The organism is Methylobacterium sp. CM6257, from assembly GCF_054611515.1.
In genome coordinates this window covers 6,023,661-6,041,720 of sequence record NZ_CM137735.1, presented here as the reverse complement: position 1 = coordinate 6,041,720, position 18,060 = coordinate 6,023,661, and the positions used below count along the sequence as shown (strand labels likewise).

Genomic DNA, 18,060 nt, shown 5'->3' with positions numbered 1-18,060 from the left:
GCCGTTCGCTCGGAAGATGTGTTGCGGAGACAGGACATGACGCGCAAGACGCTGACACTGCCGCTCGCGGCGGTGCTCATGGTCGGCATCCCCGGCGCGGCTTTCGCCTTCGGAGGCGGCGGCGGTGGCGGCGACAGCGGCAGCGGGCTCTCGCCCTACGCCGCACTCAGCGGCAACGACCGTTCGGCCGGGGTCAACAACGGCAACTATCGCGACCCGGCCCTCGACCCGTATATCCGGGCCTACGATCCGGAGGCCGCGGCCCGTTACGCCGCCCCGCCGGCGGCCCAGCCGCGCCTGCGCATGCGGCCCTATTACGGCTACCCCTACTGATCAGTCGATACCGCCGGGTGCCGCATGGCGCGTGCCCGGCGCCACCATCCGGACATCGTCAGGAGCGCGCGGGCCCGGTCGCGGTCCGGATTCGCTTGAGCGTCCACGCGCCCCCGGATGGCTTGCAGCCGGTGCCGCGGACGAAGCGGCTGCGCTCTGGCCCTATGACCGAGGCGAGGAAGTTGCGGCAGATCAGGTCCTCCGCAACATAGGGAAGGCCAGTCGGATTGACCGTGCCGTGGAGGCCGGTCTCGGGATTGTCCCACTTCACCGGGCGGCCGTTGCCCTGCGGATCCAGCGCCACGGTCAAGGCCGCGCGGGCGCGCCGCCAATCCTCCTCGGCAAGGTCATCCCCGAAGCTCACGGGTCGCTTCTCGATGCTGCCGGTGACCGCGGGCTCCTCGGCCACGCGCGGCGGCGCGGCCTCCCCCCGGAACACGAGCAACGGCTGGCTGCAGCCACAGAGGGCCGTGTTCAACATCAGGGCCGACATCGACGCAGCGATGCGCAACCTCCGGCTTGGCTCTTTACAGGCGCGTCGCCGCATTACACCTGACTCACGACGGGCTTTCCGCTCGACCGAACATGCCGATGTCGGTGCCCCCTCAGGCCCTTGACGCGGCAGGCAGGAGTCTTGGCGTGGATCAGTTAAGGACCGATGACCCGAAGAGCGCGGACTTCACCCTGAGCGACGACCCGGTCGCTCTGTTCGCCGCCTGGATGAAGGAGGCGGAGGCCGCCGAGCCCGAGGATCCGAATGCCATGGCGCTCGCCACGGCGGGGAGCGACGGGTTACCGGACGTGCGGGTGGTGCTTCTGAAGGGCTTCGACGCTCGCGGCTTCGTGTTCTACACCAATGCCCAATCCGCCAAGGGCGAGGAGCTGGCGCAGAACCCGCAGGCCGCCCTGGTGCTGTACTGGAAGAGTCTGCGCCGGCAGGTGCGCGCCCGAGGCCCGGTCTCGCCGGTGACGGCCGAGGAGGCGGACGCCTATTTCGCGAGCCGGCGACGCGAGAGCCGCCTCGGTGCCATCGCCAGTCAGCAATCCCGCCCGCTCGCCGACCGCGCGACCCTCATGAATGCGGTGGCCGAACTCGACCGGCGCTACGGCGACGGCCCGATCCCCCGGCCCGAGCACTGGACCGGCTTCCGCATCGCCCCGGTGAGCATCGAGTTCTGGCAGAACGGCGATTTCCGCCTGCACGACCGCGTCCGCTTCACCCGGGACGGCGCGGGCTGGAGCCGATCGCGGCTCTATCCCTGAAACGAAGAGAGCCCCGGCGGGGACCGGGGCTCTCGACAAGGCGCGGGATGCGACGAGGCTCAGGCCTCCCCGCCCTCCTTCTTCTCGCTCTCGGCTTCGGCCTTCTCCCCGGCCGCCTCGGTCGACTGCGCCTCGGCGATGGCGGCCTCCTCGGCCTCCACCTCAGCGCCCAGCACGGTCGGCGGCACGATGTTGGCCACCGGGTCGGTCGCCTCGCCGGTGTAGCTGCCGGCCGGGATCTTGATGTCGGAGACGTGGATCACGTCGCCGATCGCGCGGCCGGTCAGGTCGACCTCGATCGCGTCCGGGATCTGATCCGGGGCGACCTCAAGGCTCAGCGTGTGGGCCACGATGTTGAGGGTGCCGCCGAGCTTCTTGATGCCGGGAGCCGCGTCCTCGTTGACGAAGTGCACCGGCACCTCGACGGTGACGGTCTGGCCCGAGACGACGCGCAGGAAGTCGACGTGCAGCGGCACGCCGGTCACCGGGTCGAGCTGGAAGTCGCGCGGGATCGCGCGGATCTTCTTGCCGTCGGCGTTGATCTCGAACAGCGTGGTCTTGAAGCCGCCGGCGTAGATCAGGGTGCGGGTGCGGATGAGGTCGACCGCGATGGATTGCGGCGGCTGACCGCCCCCGTAGATGACGGCGGGAATCTGGCCCTGGCGACGAACGGCCCGGGCGGCCCCCTTGCCGACCCGGTCGCGTGCCACGGCCTCAAGCGTCTTCACAGCGCTCATGGCGTGATCCTTCGATTGCTGGAGCCGGAAAACGAAAAGGCCGCCCGTGACGGACGGCCGAGACTTCCCGGCGCGCCCCTGCCTCCAAGGGTGTCTCGGGGGCGCGCGGTGCGCTTACACGGATGGAGCCGGATTGGCAATTCGCGGATCGCGCCATGGTCATGCGGCGCCCGTGCGGCCGTGAGCCCCGGAGCCGGGTCCGGCGGGCGCGGGGGGCCTATCCCAACCCCGCCACCGCCCGCCGCGCCCGGCGCCTCTGCAGACACAGGGCGAGGCTGAGCGCCGACCCGATCACCAGCGCCGAGACGGCCGTGGTTACCGTGCCCAGCGCGTAGATCTCGGGCGTCGTCACCGTGGTGGTCAGGCCCTGCAGCTCCAGCGGCAGGGTGTTGCGGCCGCCGATCGCCTGACTGGTGCGGGCGAGCTCGTCGAACGACAGCGTGAAGCCGAACAGGGCGACGCCGACCAGCGCCGGGGCGAGGATCGGCGCCACCACGTGCCGGAGCGTCTGCGCGCCGGAGGCGCCCAGGTCGCGGGCGGCCTCCTCGTAGACCGGGTCGAAGCGGTTGAACACCGCGAACATGATCAGCAGGCCGAAGGGTAGGGTCCAGGTGAGGTGCGCCCCGAGCGCTGAGGTGAAGAGACCCATCAGGGTCCCGTGGTCCTGCAGCAAGCCCCAGCCGGTGGCGGCGGCGAGCGTCTTGATCCCATCGTCGAGGAGCCGGAATTCCAGCCCGATCCCGAGCGAGATCACGATGGAGGGCACGATCAGGCTCGACACCGCCAGCGCGAAGACGAGGCCGGCTCCCCGGAAACCCTTCCGGAAGGCGAGGCCGGCATAGAAGGCGAGGGTCACGGTGAGCGCCATCACCACGAGCCCGAGCACCAGGGAGCGGCGGAGCGCCGCCCAGATGTCGACGACCCCGACCCCCGCCCAGAGCTTGGCGAACCAGTGCGTCGAGACTCCGTTCATCGGGAAGGTCAGGCCGCCGGACGGACCCTGGAAGCTCAAGGCGAGGATCGTCAGGGTCGGCCCGTAGAGGAGCAGGACGTAGAGTGCGAAGACGCAAGCCAGCAGATAGAAGGCGAGGCCGCGGGGACGGTCCATCTAGAGCTCCCGGCGCAGGTCGATCATCCGGGTGAGCCCCAGGATCATCATCAGCACGACGGCGAGCAGGACCATCGCGTTGGCGGCCGCGGCCGGGAACTGCAGGTAGGCCATCTGCACCTGGATCACCTTGCCGACGCTGGCGATCTGCTGCCCGCCCATGACGCCGACGGTGACGAAGTCGCCCATCACCAGCGTGACCACGAAGATCGAGCCGATGGCGATGCCGGGCTTGGCCAGCGGCAGCACCACGTTCCAGAGGATCTGCGCCCCCGAGGCGCCGCAATCCCGTGCCGCCTCGATCAGCTGCCGGTCGATGCGCGCGAAACTGTTGAAGATCGGCACGATCATGAAGACCGTGTCGAGGTGCACGAAGGCCAGCACCACCGAGAAGTCCGAATAGAGCAGGCCCTCGATCGGCTCCCGGATCAGCCCGAGGCTCCGGAGCGTGTCGTTGACGAGCCCGTTGCGGCCGAGCAGCGGGATCCACGAGACCATGCGGATCACGTTCGAGGTCCAGAACGGGATCGTGCAGAGCAGGAACAGGCTCATCCGCACCGTGCCCGAGCGGACATGGAAGGCCAGGAAATAGGCGATCGCGAAGCCGAGCGGCAGGGTGATCGCGAGCGTCAGGGCGACGAATTTCAGCGTCGAGAGATAGGTGCGGACCGTGGTGCAGAGGTCGGCCGACAGGCAGCCGTCGAACACGTCCGCGTAGTTCTGCAGCGTCAGCGCCGGAATGATCTCATATTCATTGTACTCCCACAGGGAGACGATGCCGGTGAGCACCAGCGGGATCACCAGGAAGACCAGGAACACGAGGATGAGCGGGGCCGCCTGGAGATAGGTCAGGGCGCGCCGGCGTCGGGGCGACGTCGCGGCCGACGCAGGGGCCGCTCCCGTGGCCTCCAGGGCCGGAAGGGCAAGGTCGGTCACCGGAAGGCCCTCGACCGCGTCACGACTTCACTCCCCCTAGAGCGGGACATCGTCCCGGCCCATGCCGACGCGGGGGCGATCGCCCCACCGCTGCGGCCGCATGCCGGACCGCGCGCTGTCAGGCGTCGGCCACCGCGAGCGGCCTGCTCGCCAGGGCGTGCGTGCACAACTTGCGCCAAGCCTGCCGCTCGGCGGCAGAAACGTCGCGCTCAGGGCCGCGCATCGGATCGTCGGGTAGGGTGGGTGGGGCAATGTCGGGCCCCGGCTGCCGGTCGAGCGCACACCGTCATTCCGCGGGGACATCCGCGCGGGGAGGGGAGTCCGTGCCGCATCCGACTGTCCTCGTGAGAGGCACGTCATCGCCAAGACGGTGCCGACTGGGCCGAGCCTCATTCGTTCGGCCCAGTCGGGGGATCGATCGCGCTCCGGCGGCGGAACCGCTCATCTCGGAGGCAACGCTCCCGATCTCATCCCGCAGACCCGCGGGACCGTCGGAGCGGCGCGTGCCGCTCCGGGATGCAGCCTCAGGCCGCCTTGGCCGCCAGCGCGTGACGGTGGCCGTTCAGGCCGGCGCAGAGATCGTCGATCTCCGCGAGGTCCAGGGCCTCGCCGGTCTGGCCGGCGATCGTATCGATCAGATGGTCCTGGCGCGGGTCGAAGGGGTGCCCCTGCATCCGATAGAACTGGTAGTAGCGCAGGGCCGCCAAGACGGTGTCGCGCTCGCGGTCGGTTACGGTGAAGTGCTGCATGGGTAGTTGCTTCCCCTTGTGGCTTCAACGAACGCTCGGGAGGGCCGCGACGCCGAGCCCGAGCTTGGCCGTTGTAACCGGTGGGCAACTGTCCGAACAGTTCTTGACAGTTCGCGCGGATGTGATTCGCGTCATTTGAGACTTCGGTCCTGGCGCGAGGAAGCCGAGCGCGAATCGAAAATGCGAGCCCCCGCAGGCGTTTGCGATCGTCCCGGGGCGTTACAGCCCGAGATCCGCGAGGTAGCGCGGCAGCGCGGAACTCGCGGACCCGTAGCGGGCATCGTCGAACGCGTCGGCGTTGTCCGACGCCTCCAGGTTGATTTCGCACGTCGGGATGCCGCGGGCGCGCGCCGCCCGCACATAGCCCGCTGCCGGATAGACCGCCCCTGAGGTGCCCGCCGCCACGAACAGGTCGGCGCTCGCCAGCGCCGCATCGATCGCGTCCAGATGCATGGGCATCTCGCCGAACCACACGACGTCCGGTCGCATCCGGCCCGGCGTGCCGCAGGCCGGGCAGGATTCCGACCGGGTCAGGTCCGCGCGCCAGGGTGTGACCGTCCCGCAGGCGGTGCAGCGGGCCTTGAGCACCTCGCCGTGCATATGGATGACGGTCCGCGAGCCCGCCCGCTCGTGCAGATCGTCGACGTTCTGCGTGCACAGGAACAGCCGGCCGCCGCGGTCGGCGAGCCGCGCCTCGGCCTGCGCCAGGGCGGCGTGCGCGGCGTTGGGCTCGGCCGCGATCACGCCCCGGCGGCGATGGTCGTAGAAGTCGAGCACCGTGTCGGGATCGGCCGCGTAGGCTTCCGGGGTGGCGAGCCTCATCGGGTCGAACCGCGCCCAGAGGCCGCCCCGATCGCGGAAGGTGCCGAGCCCGCTCTCGGCCGAGACTCCGGCCCCGGTCAGCACGAAGATCGATCTGAGATCTGCCGTCACGCGCGTGCTCCCCTTCGCCCGATCCGGCCGTCGCGGCAAGGCGCACGCGGGTGGCCGGAAATGTCCGCTCCTTGGCGGTGCAGCTTCTTTCGCCCTCTGCTCCGAGAGCGGATGCTGCCCCGGCATCCAGTCCTCGGGAGACGCGAAATGTCCGATGTTGCGCTGCTAGTCATCGATGTCCAGGAATCCTTCCGTCACAGGCCCTTCTGGAGCGACGCGGATGTCCCGCCCTTCACCGAACGCCTGCAGGCGCTCATCGACGGCGCCGGGCAGCGCGGCATCCCGGTCCTGCAGGTGTTCCACGTGGCCGAGACGGGTCCGTTCGCCCTCGCCTCGGGTCATGTCCGCACCCTCGAGCCGGTGGTGATCGCCCCGGCCGCGATCTTCCACAAGCGCCGGCACAGCGCCTTGGTGGATAGCGGGCTCGCGGGCTGGCTGACGCAGCACGGCATCCGCCGCCTGATCGTGTCCGGCATCCGGACCGAGCAGTGCTGCGAGACCACGACCCGCCATGCCTCCGATTGCGGCTGGAGCGTGGACTTCGTCACCGAAGCCACCCTGACCTTCGACATGATCCACCCGGACGGACGCCGCTTCAGCGCGGACGACATCAAGGCCCGCACCGAGCTTGTGCTCACCGGCCGCTTCGCCCGCGTCGCCACGGTATCGGAGGCTCTGGCCGGTCCGGGGCTGCCGGTGGCCGCATGACCGGGGCAGCGACGCAGCGCATTCCGGTTCTGGTGGTCCTGCCGCCGCGCACGCTCCTTCTGGACCTCGCCGGCCCGGTGGAGGTCCTGCGGATCGCGGGCGCCGTCCAGGACCGGGTCACCTTCGCGCTCAGCTACGCCGCCCCGGAGGAACGCACCCGCTGCTCGATCGGCCTCGACCTGAGCGGGGCGGGGCCGCTCCCGTCGAGGATCGAGCCGGGCACCATCGTGCTCCTCCCCGGCTCCGCGACGCGCGTGCTCGGATCCGGGGCGGACCGGGCCGAGGACGCGGCCGCCGAGGCGCGGATCGTCGACTGGCTGCGCGGCGCGATCCAGCCGGGCCACACCGTGGTGACGGTCTGCGAGGGCGCGCTGCTGGCCGCGCGCGCCGGATTGCTCGACGGCTACGCCTGCACCACCCACCACGGGAGCTGCGCCCGCCTCGCCGCTCTGGCGCCCCGGGCGATGGTTCGGGAGAACCGGCTCTTCGTGCACGATCGGGACCGGTTCAGCAGCGCCGGCGTGACCGCCGGCGTCGACCTGATGCTGCATCTCGTGGCGGAGTGGGCGGGGCCGGCGGCGGCCGTCGCGGTGGCGCGGACGCTGGTCGTTTACATGCGGCGGGGTCCCGACGATCCCCAACTCTCCCCCTGGCTCGAAGGCCGCAGCCATCTCCACCCGGTGGTGCACCGGGCGCAGGACGCCATCGCCGCCGATCCGACCCGGGACTGGTCCCCCGCCTCCCTCGGCAGGCTCGTGGGCGCGAGCCCGCGCAATCTCGCCCGGCTGTTCCGGAGCCATGCCGGGATGACCGTGACGGATGCCGTCAACCGGGCCCGGGTCGCCTTGGCCGGGGACCTGATCGCGCAGACCGACCTGAGTCTCGAACATGTCGCGGAGCGGGCCGGCTTCGGATCCGCCCGGCACATGCGGCGCGTGTGGCGGCTCTTCCACCCGGCAGCCCCCTCCCGTCTGCGCGCCGCAACGGCTCGCTAGATTCCCGCTGCCGGCTGTGACCTCCTTTCCCGGCCGGCACGTCCGACCGAATCGGCGCGGACGATGCATCGGCCCGTCCCGAAGCGCGCCCGTCGGCGCGGAGGAGTGAACGGCATGCCCGAATTCGACCTGGCGATCCGCGGCGGCACGGTGGTCACGGCGAGCGACACGGTGCGGGCGGATGTCGGCGTGCGCGGCGGCCGCATCGTCGCGGTGGCCGAGAGGATCGCCGACGCCGCCCGGGTGATCGACGCCTCCGGGCTGCTGGTCCTGCCGGGGGGCATCGACAGCCACGTCCACATCGCCCAGGATCCGGGCCCCGGCATCGTCATGGCCGACGATTTCGCCAGCGCGACCCGGGCCGCGGCGGCGGGCGGCAACACCTGCGTGATGCCCTTCGCGGTCCAGCCCCGGGGCGCCTCGCTGCGCAAAGCGGTCGACGCCTATCGGGCCAAGGCCGAGGGCCAGTGCCATGTGGATGTGGCGATCCACATGATCATCTCGGACCCGAGCGAGGCCGTGCTTGGCCAGGAACTGCCGGCTCTGGTGGCCGACGGCTACACCTCGTTCAAGGTCTTCATGACCTACGACGACCTGGTGCTGAACGACCGCCAGCTCCTCGACGTGTTCCACGTCGCCCGGCGGCAGGGCGCCCGGGTGATGGTCCACGCCGAGGGCTACGACGCGATCCGCTATCTCAGCGACCGGCTGGAGCGGGCGGGCGAGACCAAACCCTACGGCCACGCCCTGTCCCGACCCGAGATCGTGGAGCGGGAGGCGGCCCACCGGGCGATCAGCCACGCCGAGCTGATCGACCTGCCCATCGTGATCGTCCACGTCTCGGGCCGGGAGGCCACCGAGCAGATCGCCTGGGCTCAAGGACGCGGCCTGAAGATCCGCGCCGAGACCTGCCCGCAATATCTCACTCTCACGGCCGAGCACATGAAGGGGCTCGGGCTCGACGACCCGATGGCGGGGGCGAAGTACGTCTGCTCGCCGCCACCCCGGGACGAAAGGAGTCAGGAGGCGGTCTGGTCGGGGATCCGCCGCGGGATCTTCGACGTGGTCTCCTCCGATCATTCGCCATTCCGCTACGACGACCCGCAGGGCAAGCTGAACCCGCGGGGGAAGACTTCCTTCCGCTGGATCCCGAACGGCATTCCGGGCATCGAGACCCGGCTGCCGGTCTTCTTCTCCGAGGGCGTGTCGAAGGGGCGGATCAGCCTCAACCAGTTCGCCGCGCTCACCGCCACGAACCACGCCAAGCTCTACGGGCTCTACCCGCGCAAAGGCTCGATCGCCCCGGGTTTCGACGCCGACCTCACCCTCTGGGACCCGAACCGGCGCGAGACGATCCGCCAGGAGAACCTCCACCACGGGTCCGACTACACGCCCTGGGAAGGGTTTGCGGTCACCGGCTGGCCGGTGGTGACCATCGCGGGCGGGCAGGTGATCGCCGAGGACGGCAGAGTCCTGTCCGAGCCGGGCCGCGGGCGGGTGCTCGACCGGGCGGTGGATCCGGCGGAGCGGCGGGACGCCTGACGGCCGCGCTGGCCCGCCCCTTGCATCACCGCGGCAGGGGAGCCTCGCATGAATGTCGAGCTGATCGGCCTGACCAAGCGTTACGGCATGGCGACCGCTGTCGACGCCATCGACCTGAAGGTGCCGTCCGGCGCGTATTGCTGCCTGCTCGGCCCCTCGGGCTGCGGCAAGACCACGACGCTCCGGATGATCGGCGGCCACGAGGGCGCCAGCGCGGGCGAGGTGGTGATCGGCCCGAAGGCGGTGGGCGACGCGGCACCGGCCGCGCGCGGCACGGCGATGATGTTCCAGAGCTACGCCCTGTTCCCGCATCTCGACGCGCGCGACAACGTCGCCTTCAGCCTCAGGATGCGCAGGATCGGGAAGGCGGAGCGCCGGGCGAAGGCCATGGCGATGCTCGACCTCGTCCAGATGGGCCACCTCGCCGGCCGTCTGCCGGCCCAGCTCTCGGGCGGCCAGCAGCAGCGCGTGGCGCTCGCCCGCGCCCTCGTCACCGGCCCGAAGGTGCTGCTGCTGGACGAGCCGCTCTCGGCCCTCGACCCGTTCCTGCGAGTGCGGATGCGGGTGGAGCTGAAGCGGATCCAGACCGAGCTGGGGCTCACCTTCATCCACGTCACCCACAGCCAGGAGGAGGCGATGGCCCTCTCCGACCTCGTGGTGGTGATGAATGCCGGCCGGATCGAGCAGGCCGCCGACCCGCGGACCGTGTTCGCGCGGCCCGCCACCGCCTTCGTGGCCCGGTTCATCGGCGGCCACAACGTCATCCGGCTGCCCGAGGGCCTCGTGGCCGTGCGGGCGGACCGGATGCGGCTCGGCGCCGAGGCCGGCCCCGCCGCGCTGCCGGCCCGGGTCGTAGCGGTCGAGTACCAGGGCACCAGCGTCCATGTCGGCCTCGACGCCGAGGGGCTGGAGCGCACCCCCGAGAGCCCCGCCGCCCTCACGGCGATCCTCAGCGACGCGGCGTTCGCGGCCCGCCCGCTCCGCCCCGGCGACACGATCCCGGTCGGCTGGGACGCGGCCGCCGCCCACCGCCTCGACGCCTGACAGCCCCGGAGACGACCATGGACCTGCCCCAGAAGCCGAGCCGGCGCACGCTCCTGAAGGGGGCGGCCGCGCTCGCCGCGACGCCGGTGACCGGCTTCCCGGCGGTGCACGCCGCCGAGCCCGTGACGCTGCGCTACCTCGGCACCGCGGTGAACCAGTCCGCCGACATCGCCCGGAAGGTGAAGGAGGATCTCGGCCTGACCATCGAGTACATCCCGGTGGTCACCGACGAGGTGACGAAGCGCGCCGTCACCCAGCCGAACTCCTTCGACCTGATCGACACCGAGTATTTCAGCCTCAAGAAGATCCTGCCCTCCGGCAACCTGCAGGGTATGGACGCCAGGCGGATCAAGCTCGCCGACAAGATCTCGTCGGTCTTCACCAAGGGCGAGGTGGCGGGCCGGACGATCGGCGACCAGGGCACGGCGCCTCGGAAGGTCTTCTACTTGGAGGGCTCGGACTCCAAGAAATTTGCCGGCAAAAAGACCGAGTGGATCTCGCTGATCCCCACCGTCTACAACGCCGATACGCTGGGCATCCGGCCGGACCTGATCGAGGTTCCGGTGACGAGCTGGAAGGAGCTACTGAATCCGGCCTTCAAGGGCCGCGCCTCGATCCTCAACATCCCGTCGATCGGCATCATGGACGCCGCCATGGTGGTGGAGGCGACCGGCGACTACACCTACGGCGACAAGGGCAACATGACGAGTCCTGAGATCGACCGCACCATCAAGGTGCTGATCGAGGCCAAGCGCGCCGGCCAGTTCCGCGCCTTCTGGCAGGACTTCAACGAATCCGTGAACCTGATGGCCTCGGGCGAGACGGTGATCCAGTCGATGTGGTCGCCGGCCGTGACCAAGGTGCGCGCGCAGGGGGTGCCCTGCACCTACCAGCCGCTCAAGGAGGGCTACCGGGCCTGGGCCTCAGGCTTCGGCATCCCGAAGACCCTGAGCGGCAAGAAGCTCGACGCCGCCTACGAGTTCATCAACTGGTTCCTGTCCGGCTGGGCCGGGGCCTACCTCAACCGGCAGGGCTACTACTCGGCGGTGCTGGAGACCGCCAAGGAGAACATGCAGCCTTACGAATGGGCCTTCTGGATGGAGGGCAAGCCCGCCGAGAAGGACATCCTCGGCCCCGACGGCACACTCATCGAGAAGGCCGGCACCACCCGCGACGGCGGCTCCTTCGACCAGCGCATGGGCTCGGTCGCCTGCTGGAATGCCGTGATGGACGAGAACACCTACATGGTGCGCAAGTGGAACGAGTTCATCGCCGCGTGAGCGGCGTGCCGGGCCTCGTCGGCGCCTGACGGATCCGGAAGATCCCGCCCCGCGGGTTGGGCTTCCTCCGCGCCACACGCGTCAGGGCACGGCCAGATCGAGCCGCACCTTCACCAGGCCCGGATCGTCCGGGTCGCGCCCCTGCGCGAAGCCGAGACGCCGGCAGACGGCCAGCATGGGCCGGTTTTCGGCCAGCACTGTGCCCTCGACGCGGCCGATCCCCTCGGAGCGCGCCCAGTCGATCATCAAGCGCATCAGGGCGAAAGCCAGCCCTGTCCCTCGGACGTCGCGCCCCACCGCGATGGCGTACTCGCCGCTCTCGTGGTTGGCATCGGCGTGCAGCCGCACCGCGCCGAGCATGCGCTCGCCGCCTCGCGGATCGACTTCCGTTGCCACGAACGCGATGGCTCGGGCGTAGTCGAGCTGCGTCAGGCGCGCCAGGAAGGCGTGGCTGAACTCGCGCACTGGCCCGAAGAAGCGCAGCCGCAGATCCTCCGGATCGAGGCCCTTGAAGAAGGTCAGGAACAGGCTCTCGTCCTCCGGCCGGACCGGGCGCACGCGGATTGTGCGGTTCTTCAGGTTCAGCGTCCGGACCCATTCCGCCGGATAGGGCCGGATGGCGAAGCGCGGATGGCCGCGGCCGTGCAGGCCCTTCTCGGCACGTCCGATCCGTACTTTGGCGTCGAGGGCCAGGACGCCGGTTTCGTCGGCGAGCAGGGGATTGATGTCGAGTTCGCGCACCTGCGGCAGGTCGGCGGCGAGCTGGGACAGTTTGACCAGCGTCAGCGCGATCGCCGCCTGGTCGGCCGCGGGCACGTCGCGATAGGCTTCGAGGCGCCGCGCGACCCGGGTGCGGCCGATAAGGTCGTGGGCGAGGATCAGGTCCAGCGGCGGCAGGCCGAGCGCGCGATCGTCGATCACCTCGACGGCAGTGCCGCCCCGGCCGAACACCACCACGGGCCCGAACACCGCATCCTCGGCGAGGCCTGCGATCAGCTCGCGGCGCTGGCCCCGGCGGATCATCGGCTGGACCGCGAAGCCGGTCACCCGGGCATCCGGCCGCTCGCGCCGCGCCCGGGCCAGGATGCGGCTCGCGGCGTCGCGGACATCGGCCTCGCTGGTGAGATCGAGATGGACGCCGCCGATATCGGATTTGTGCACCACGTCGGGCGAGACCACCTTGAGCGCCACCGCGCCCCCCGCCGCGATGATCGGCCAGGCGGCGGCCGCCGCGGCATCCCGGTCGGGCGCCAGGGTGATCGGCACGGTCGGGATGCCGTAGGCCTCCAAGAGGCCGTTCACAGCCACAGGATCGAGCCACGCGGATCCCTGGCGCAGGGCGCCGGCGATGATGGAGCGGGCGCGCGCCGTGTCGGGGGAGAAGTCCCGCGGCAGCGAATCCGGCGTGCGCATGAGGTCGTCCTGCGCCTCCCGATAGCGGACGAGGTGAAGGAAGCCCTCGATCGCCTCGGAATCCGTGGTGAAATGCGGGATCCCGGCCCGCGCGAAGGCTTCCCGTGCCGCCTCGGCGTCCCCCAGCGAGACCGCGAAGACCGGCTTCTTGCGCGTCTGGCCGGCGCGGGCCCGCTTGACCGTGTCGGCGATCGCGTCGGCGACCGCGCCGGCCTCCGAGCGGGCCGTGGGCACGTGGATCGCCAGCACGGCATCGCTCGTCCGATCCGCGAGCAGCGGCGCCAGGGCGGCCGAGAAGTCCGGGCCCGCCGCGTCGATGCCGAGGTCGAGGGGGTTGCCCGCCGGGCGTCCCTCCGCTTCGGCGGTCCCGGCCAGGATTCCCGATTGCTCGATCAGCCGGTCTGCGGCGAGCAGCCCGATGCCGCGGCCGTTCGACAGGATCGCGAGCCGGTCGCCCGGGAAGGGGCGCTGGCGCCCGAGAGTCTCGACCGCCGAGAACATCTCGTCGAGGTCCTGAACCGCCAGGAGCCCGGCCCGCCGGAATGCCGCGGCGTAGACGGCATCCGGGCGGGCGAGGGCGCCGGTATGGGTCACGGCGGCGCGCGTGTCGGGCCGGTGCCGGCCGGCCCGCAGGACCACGACGGGCTTTGCGCGGGCGGCGGCGCGGGCGGCCGACATGAAGCGGCGGGCATCCGCGACCCGGTCGAGACAGAGCAGGATCGCGCGGGTGCGATAGTCGGCGGCGTAATAGTCCAGGCAATCGGCCACGCCGATATCAAGGACGCTGCCGAGGGAGAGAACCGCCGAGAAGCCGGTCTCGTGCCGCGCCGCCCACTCGACGATCGCGGCGGCCACCGTCCCGGATTGCGAGACCAGGGCGAGGTCGCCCGCCGACGGAGCATGGGCGAACAGGCTGGCGTTGAGCTTGGCTCCCGGCACCGCAAGCCCGGCGCTGTCAGGACCGAGCAGGCGCAGGCCATGCGCCCGGGCGATGCGGTGCGCGGTCGGCCCGGGATCGTCCGGCCCGAGGCCGAGCCGAGCGGTGAGGATCACCGCCGCCCCCGCGCCGATCGCGGCGGCCTGCGCGACCACATCGGGGACGCTCGGCGGCGGCACGGCGATCAGGACGAGGTCCGGCGGGGTGGGCAGGTCCGCGATCCGGGGTACGCAGGGCAGGCCGTCGACGGTCTCCTGATCGGGCTGGACCGGCAGGATCGCGCCGGGAAAGCCCGCCCGGCGCAGGCTGTCCAGCACATTGCGGCCGAGGGAGCCCTCGTGTGCCACCGCCCCGACCAGGGCGATCGAGCGGGGGGCCAGCAGCTTGTCGAAGCGGTAGGTGCTCACGACCGGGCGCTCACGGTGCCGCCGTCACGGGCTCGTGTCCCGGAGGCCGTTCGTGCCGGCGCGCATGGAGTGCCCCTCGCTCACGTCAAGATCGGGCGGGCCGCCCGGGCGCGCCGCCCCTACCAGATGGCGCGCTCCGCCCCGCGCGCAACACCCAGTTTGTCCGGCTCCCGCGACGAAGGTGCGGTCCCGCGCCGAAGGGCTGAGCATGCCCCATTTGTCTAATATCCGGCGACATTTATCCTCATCAAAACGGCGTTTGTGGGCGTATGTAGATTGGACTTGCCATAAAATTCACATCACCATAGTAACTGCGCATTAACGGCCCTGTATCGGGCCGATCAGAGACAGATTCCGGCCGTCCAGCCTGCGATGGCGGCGGCGCGGGATCGAGAGGAGGTTGAGGGATGGATGCCACGGTCGAAGGGCAACCGGACTATCTCACGCTGTCGGTCGACATCGTTTCGGCCTTCGTGAGCAACAATCCGGTGCCCGCGCCGGAACTGCCTGGGCTCATCGCTGCGGTCCACGCCACCCTGCACGGGCTCACGCAGCCCCAGGCCGCGCCGGCGGAGGACTTGCGGCCCGCCGTTCCGGTCCGGCGCTCGGTCCAACCCGACTTCATCGTGTGCCTGGAGGACGGAAAGAAGTTCAAGTCGCTCAAGCGGCACTTGCGGACGCACTACAACATGACGCCTGACGAGTACCGGCAGAAGTGGGGTCTCTCGCCCGACTACCCCATGGTCGCACCGAACTACGCCGCCGCCCGGTCCAGTCTGGCCAAGAGCATGGGCCTCGGCCACCAGCGCCGGAAGGGCTGAGGGCGCCGCCCGCGTCCACAGCTTTCCGGTCGCGGTTAGGCATCGGGCAAGCCGCGCTTGCGAGGATTTGGGTCTCGTCCTTGCCCCCGAGACCCGATGCCCGGCAAGCCCAGTCCCGTTGCCCGCCTGTTCTGGACGGCCGTGATCGGCTGTCCTTTCGGGCTCTGGTACGGACCGCCCGCCCTCGCGGCCACGGGGGCCGCCCTGGGATTGGTGCTGATGCACCATCTCGGGCGCCCGCGCCGATTCCGGGCGCGGGTGCGCCGCATCGCCCGGGCGCACGGTGAGACGCTGGCGCTGCGGCGGCGTCAGGAGAGCTTCTGCGACGCCTACGGCAACTGGATCGAGGACGGGTGGCTACGCGAGCGGGAGTACTTCCTCGACCGCACTGTCCTGCCGCAGATCGGCCCGCGCTACGCCGATCTCACCCTCTCGGAACGGGAGCGGATGCTGGCGATCGTCGAGGCCGAGGCGGCGGCGGTCGCGCTGCCGGAGGAGGAGGACGCGCCGGAGGACGGGCTCGATTACGAGCGCTTCTGCGCCGACCGGCTCGCCCGGGCGGGCTGGCGGGCGCACAGGACCCCCGCGAGCGGCGACCAGGGCGCCGACATCGTCGCGGTGCGGGACGGCCTGCGCCTCGTGGTTCAATGCAAGCGGCTGACGAAGCCCGTCGGCAATGCCGCGGTCCAGGAAGCCGCCGCGGCCCTACGGTACTGGGCGGGCGACCGCGCCGCGGTGGTCTCGAATGCCGGCTTCACGCCGGCCGCGCGCCGGCTCGCGGCGGCAACCGGCGTGCTCCTGCTGCATCACGACGCCCTCGACGCGATCGATCTCGCGCAGGCGTGACGGTTCAGGCGAGTGGGCCGGGGATGGCGCTCTCCGCCTCGATGAGCAGCCGGGCCTCGTGGCGGCGCACGAACAGCCACAGGGCCAGCCCGCCGAACACCACCAGTGCCAGCAGCGTCAGGCCGACGGGACCCACGATGTGCTCGATGGAGCGCCCGCAATAATACGAGCCGATGCCCATGCTGCCCGCCCATATGACCCCGCCCAGGGCATTGAAGGCGAAGAACCGGCGGGCATCCAGGCGGTTCACCCCGGCGAGCACGGCTGCATAGGCGCGCAGCATCGCGGTGAAGCGTCCGAAGAACACGATCTTCCCGCCGTGTTGGCGGAACAGGTACTGGCCGAGCTTGAGCCGGCCGTGATCGAGCGCGATGACGTGGCCGTAACGCAGGAGCAGCGGCATGCCCCAGCGCCGCCCGGCCCAGTATCCGACATTGTCGCCCAGGATGGCGGCACCCGCGGCCGCGGCGATCACGAGGCCGATATCCAGGTTGCCGGTGCTGCCGGCATAGACGGCCGAGGAGATCAGCGCCGTCTCCCCAGGGCAGGGCACGCCGGCGCTCTCGAGGGTGATGATCACGAAGATCGCGATGTATCCGTAGTTCGCGATCAGCTCGGCGATGGGCAGGTCGTTCAGGAAGGCCATGCAATCCTCGGGGCCGGTTTCCGGGCGAAGCGCCCGGACAGAAGCGGAGGGAACGTGGCCTTTAGAGGGCCGCCCCGCGGCAAGGAGCGGCTCAGAGAACCTTCAGCAGCGCCTCAGCCCCCGAGGCCTCGGCCTTCGAGGGAGTCTCCTCCACGTTCAGAATCCGGACAACGCCGTCCTCGATCAGCATCGAGTAGCGCTTCGAGCGGGTGCCGAGGCCGAACCCGGTGCCGTCCATCTCCAGGCCGATGGCCTTGGCGAAATCAGCATTGCCGTCGGCCAGGAATTCGAGGCCCTCGGCGCCGCTCGCCTTCGACCACGCGTCCATGACGAACACGTCGTTGACGCTGGTCACCGCGATCGCGTCGATGCCTCGGGCGAGGATCTCGTCCTTGTGGGCGACGAAGCCCGGCAGGTGGTTGCGGTGGCAGCTCGGCGTGAAGGCGCCAGGCACGCCGATCAGCACCACGCGCCGGCCCTTGAACACGTCGTCGGTGGTGCGGGCGATCGGTCCCTCGGGGCCGATCGTCCGGAAGGTGGCCTGGGGCAGATGGTCGCCGACCTGGATCATCGCGGGTCCCTCTTAGCCGCGCGCCGGGATCGCGCGCGTGAGCAGCGCGCCTGACCTAGCGTGGCGAGTCGGGCCTGTCGAGGAAGTCGCGTCCTCTCGCGGGGACGCAGCACCGGCCAGCGCGCTTTGTCCGCTGGACAAGCCGAGGGGGCGGCGTAGCATGGGGACATGCAGAACCCAGCGACATCTGCGCGTTCCGCGCTCTCCGGCCCGAATTTCCTCGACGGGCAGTTCCTCGTGGCGATGCCCGGGATGACCGACGAGCGCTTCGCCCGCTCGGTGATCTACGTCTGCGCACATTCCGCCGACGGCGCGATGGGCATCATCGTCAACAAGGCGGCGACCGACATCAGCATGCCGGACCTCCTCGTCCAGCTCGACGTGGCGCCCGAGGCGGACGCGATCCGCCTGCGCGAGCGGGTCGGCCACATGCCGGTCTTGATGGGCGGCCCCGTGGAAGGACGGCGCGGCTTCGTGCTCCACAGCGACGACTTCCACATCCAGCAATCGACGCTGATCATCGACGACGGCATCTGCCTGACTGCCACCGTGGAGATCCTGCGCGCCATCGCCAGCGGCGAGGGGCCGGCGAGCGCCGTGCTCGCGCTGGGCTATGCCGGCTGGCAGGCAGGGCAGCTCGAGAGCGAGATCATGGCCAATGGCTGGCTCAACTGCCCGGCCGACCCGGCCCTGATCTTCAACGCCGATCTCGACGCCAAGTACGATTTGGCCCTGCGCGCCAACGGCATCGACCCCGCCATGCTGTCGATGACCGCTGGGCGCGCCTGAGG

At 70.5% G+C, this 18,060-nt stretch carries 19 protein-coding genes; 10 read left to right on the top strand and 9 right to left on the bottom strand.

The window, feature by feature from the left end; all coding sequences use genetic code 11:
• Positions 1 to 36: 36 nt before the first annotated feature.
• Positions 37 to 333 carry a hypothetical protein gene (locus tag ACYCO6_RS29405; protein ID WP_459765962.1) on the top strand — a complete coding sequence of 99 codons (297 nt, stop codon included), beginning with the start codon at positions 37 to 39 and terminating at the stop codon, positions 331 to 333.
• Positions 334 to 391: 58 nt separating this feature from the next.
• Here the strand turns inward: ACYCO6_RS29405 and ACYCO6_RS29400 are convergent, their stop codons facing one another.
• Positions 392 to 814, bottom strand: coding sequence for an RT0821/Lpp0805 family surface protein (locus ACYCO6_RS29400; protein ID WP_459765960.1), 423 nt, complete (start codon positions 812 to 814; stop codon positions 392 to 394).
• Positions 815 to 972: 158 nt separating this feature from the next.
• On the opposite strand from ACYCO6_RS29400, the gene pdxH reads away from it, so the two are divergent.
• Positions 973 to 1,596: a pyridoxamine 5'-phosphate oxidase gene (gene pdxH / locus ACYCO6_RS29395; protein WP_459765958.1), complete on the top strand. Its 624-nt coding sequence runs from the start codon at positions 973 to 975 to the stop codon at positions 1,594 to 1,596.
• A 59-nt stretch (positions 1,597 to 1,655) separates the two neighbouring features.
• On the opposite strand, the gene ACYCO6_RS29390 is transcribed toward pdxH, so the two are convergent.
• From ACYCO6_RS29390 to ACYCO6_RS29370, 5 genes are all read right to left on the bottom strand, one after another.
• A complete protein-coding gene (locus tag ACYCO6_RS29390) occupies positions 1,656 to 2,333 on the bottom strand; it encodes a 50S ribosomal protein L25/general stress protein Ctc (RefSeq protein ID WP_459765956.1) in 678 nt (225 codons plus the stop codon).
• Positions 2,334 to 2,550: 217 nt separating this feature from the next.
• Positions 2,551 to 3,441 carry an ABC transporter permease gene (locus ACYCO6_RS29385; protein ID WP_459765954.1) on the bottom strand — a complete coding sequence of 297 codons (891 nt, stop codon included), beginning with the start codon at positions 3,439 to 3,441 and terminating at the stop codon, positions 2,551 to 2,553.
• On the bottom strand, positions 3,442 to 4,377 hold the full coding sequence (locus ACYCO6_RS29380; protein WP_459765951.1) for an ABC transporter permease: 936 nt from the start codon (positions 4,375 to 4,377) through the stop codon (positions 3,442 to 3,444). It abuts the gene before it with no gap.
• A 524-nt stretch (positions 4,378 to 4,901) separates the two neighbouring features.
• Positions 4,902 to 5,126, bottom strand: a complete 225-nt coding sequence (locus ACYCO6_RS29375) for a hypothetical protein (protein ID WP_459765949.1) — start codon at positions 5,124 to 5,126, stop codon at positions 4,902 to 4,904.
• A 219-nt stretch (positions 5,127 to 5,345) separates the two neighbouring features.
• Positions 5,346 to 6,059 carry an SIR2 family NAD-dependent protein deacylase gene (locus ACYCO6_RS29370; RefSeq protein WP_459765947.1) on the bottom strand — a complete coding sequence of 238 codons (714 nt, stop codon included), beginning with the start codon at positions 6,057 to 6,059 and terminating at the stop codon, positions 5,346 to 5,348.
• Between the two features lie 147 nt (positions 6,060 to 6,206).
• On the opposite strand from ACYCO6_RS29370, the gene ACYCO6_RS29365 reads away from it, so the two are divergent.
• The 5 genes from ACYCO6_RS29365 (at position 6,207) to ACYCO6_RS29345 (ending at position 11,628) form a co-directional block, all read left to right on the top strand.
• Complete coding sequence (locus ACYCO6_RS29365) at positions 6,207 to 6,767, top strand: isochorismatase family protein (protein WP_459765945.1); 561 nt, start codon at positions 6,207 to 6,209, stop codon at positions 6,765 to 6,767.
• Positions 6,764 to 7,762, top strand: coding sequence for a GlxA family transcriptional regulator (locus ACYCO6_RS29360; RefSeq protein ID WP_459765943.1), 999 nt, complete (start codon positions 6,764 to 6,766; stop codon positions 7,760 to 7,762). The genes ACYCO6_RS29365 and ACYCO6_RS29360 overlap by 4 nt, the downstream gene beginning before the upstream one ends.
• Positions 7,763 to 7,876: 114 nt before the next feature.
• Positions 7,877 to 9,304, top strand: coding sequence for a dihydropyrimidinase (gene hydA / locus ACYCO6_RS29355; protein WP_459765940.1), 1,428 nt, complete (start codon positions 7,877 to 7,879; stop codon positions 9,302 to 9,304).
• A 48-nt stretch (positions 9,305 to 9,352) separates the two neighbouring features.
• A complete protein-coding gene (locus tag ACYCO6_RS29350) occupies positions 9,353 to 10,348 on the top strand; it encodes an ABC transporter ATP-binding protein (protein WP_459765938.1) in 996 nt (331 codons plus the stop codon).
• A 17-nt stretch (positions 10,349 to 10,365) separates the two neighbouring features.
• Positions 10,366 to 11,628, top strand: coding sequence for an ABC transporter substrate-binding protein (locus ACYCO6_RS29345; RefSeq protein ID WP_459765936.1), 1,263 nt, complete (start codon positions 10,366 to 10,368; stop codon positions 11,626 to 11,628).
• Between the two features lie 81 nt (positions 11,629 to 11,709).
• On the opposite strand, the gene ACYCO6_RS29340 is transcribed toward ACYCO6_RS29345, so the two are convergent.
• Positions 11,710 to 14,385 (bottom strand): bifunctional acetate--CoA ligase family protein/GNAT family N-acetyltransferase, encoded by a 2,676-nt coding sequence (locus ACYCO6_RS29340; RefSeq protein ID WP_459765934.1) that lies wholly within the window; start codon positions 14,383 to 14,385, stop codon positions 11,710 to 11,712.
• 407 nt (positions 14,386 to 14,792) lie between these two features.
• Between ACYCO6_RS29340 and ACYCO6_RS29335 the strand changes: the two genes are divergently transcribed.
• Positions 14,793 to 15,206 (top strand): Ros/MucR family transcriptional regulator, encoded by a 414-nt coding sequence (locus ACYCO6_RS29335; protein WP_459765932.1) that lies wholly within the window; start codon positions 14,793 to 14,795, stop codon positions 15,204 to 15,206.
• 96 nt (positions 15,207 to 15,302) lie between these two features.
• A complete protein-coding gene (locus tag ACYCO6_RS29330) occupies positions 15,303 to 16,052 on the top strand; it encodes a restriction endonuclease (protein ID WP_459765930.1) in 750 nt (249 codons plus the stop codon).
• A 4-nt stretch (positions 16,053 to 16,056) separates the two neighbouring features.
• Here the strand turns inward: ACYCO6_RS29330 and ACYCO6_RS29325 are convergent, their stop codons facing one another.
• Together ACYCO6_RS29325 and ACYCO6_RS29320 are read right to left on the bottom strand one after the other, a co-directional pair.
• Positions 16,057 to 16,698, bottom strand: coding sequence for a DedA family protein (locus ACYCO6_RS29325; protein WP_459765928.1), 642 nt, complete (start codon positions 16,696 to 16,698; stop codon positions 16,057 to 16,059).
• Between the two features lie 91 nt (positions 16,699 to 16,789).
• Entirely contained in the window at positions 16,790 to 17,269 is a 480-nt protein-coding gene (locus tag ACYCO6_RS29320; RefSeq protein WP_459765926.1) for a redoxin family protein, read from the bottom strand.
• A gap of 168 nt (positions 17,270 to 17,437) precedes the next feature.
• Here ACYCO6_RS29320 and ACYCO6_RS29315 point away from each other — a divergent pair, with 168 nt between their 5' ends.
• Positions 17,438 to 18,058: a YqgE/AlgH family protein gene (locus ACYCO6_RS29315; protein ID WP_459765924.1), complete on the top strand. Its 621-nt coding sequence runs from the start codon at positions 17,438 to 17,440 to the stop codon at positions 18,056 to 18,058.
• Positions 18,059 to 18,060: the final 2 nt, after the last annotated feature.

Bases quoted from the DNA above. Each gene is read 5' to 3' on its own strand.
- ACYCO6_RS29405 (WP_459765962.1), top strand. From the start codon at position 37: ATGACGCGCAAGACGCTGACACTGCCGCTCGCGGCGGTGCTCATGGTC.
- ACYCO6_RS29400 (WP_459765960.1), bottom strand. From the start codon at position 814: ATGTTGAACACGGCCCTCTGTGGCTGCAGCCAGCCGTTGCTCGTGTTC.
- ACYCO6_RS29390 (WP_459765956.1), bottom strand. From the start codon at position 2,333: ATGAGCGCTGTGAAGACGCTTGAGGCCGTGGCACGCGACCGGGTCGGC.
- ACYCO6_RS29385 (WP_459765954.1), bottom strand. From the start codon at position 3,441: ATGGACCGTCCCCGCGGCCTCGCCTTCTATCTGCTGGCTTGCGTCTTC.
- ACYCO6_RS29375 (WP_459765949.1), bottom strand. From the start codon at position 5,126: ATGCAGCACTTCACCGTAACCGACCGCGAGCGCGACACCGTCTTGGCG.
- ACYCO6_RS29365 (WP_459765945.1), top strand. From the start codon at position 6,207: ATGTCCGATGTTGCGCTGCTAGTCATCGATGTCCAGGAATCCTTCCGT.
- ACYCO6_RS29360 (WP_459765943.1), top strand. From the start codon at position 6,764: ATGACCGGGGCAGCGACGCAGCGCATTCCGGTTCTGGTGGTCCTGCCG.
- hydA (WP_459765940.1), top strand. From the start codon at position 7,877: ATGCCCGAATTCGACCTGGCGATCCGCGGCGGCACGGTGGTCACGGCG.
- ACYCO6_RS29350 (WP_459765938.1), top strand. From the start codon at position 9,353: ATGAATGTCGAGCTGATCGGCCTGACCAAGCGTTACGGCATGGCGACC.
- ACYCO6_RS29345 (WP_459765936.1), top strand. From the start codon at position 10,366: ATGGACCTGCCCCAGAAGCCGAGCCGGCGCACGCTCCTGAAGGGGGCG.
- ACYCO6_RS29335 (WP_459765932.1), top strand. From the start codon at position 14,793: ATGGATGCCACGGTCGAAGGGCAACCGGACTATCTCACGCTGTCGGTC.
- ACYCO6_RS29330 (WP_459765930.1), top strand. From the start codon at position 15,303: ATGCCCGGCAAGCCCAGTCCCGTTGCCCGCCTGTTCTGGACGGCCGTG.
- ACYCO6_RS29325 (WP_459765928.1), bottom strand. From the start codon at position 16,698: ATGGCCTTCCTGAACGACCTGCCCATCGCCGAGCTGATCGCGAACTAC.
- ACYCO6_RS29320 (WP_459765926.1), bottom strand. From the start codon at position 17,269: ATGATCCAGGTCGGCGACCATCTGCCCCAGGCCACCTTCCGGACGATC.
- ACYCO6_RS29315 (WP_459765924.1), top strand. From the start codon at position 17,438: ATGCAGAACCCAGCGACATCTGCGCGTTCCGCGCTCTCCGGCCCGAAT.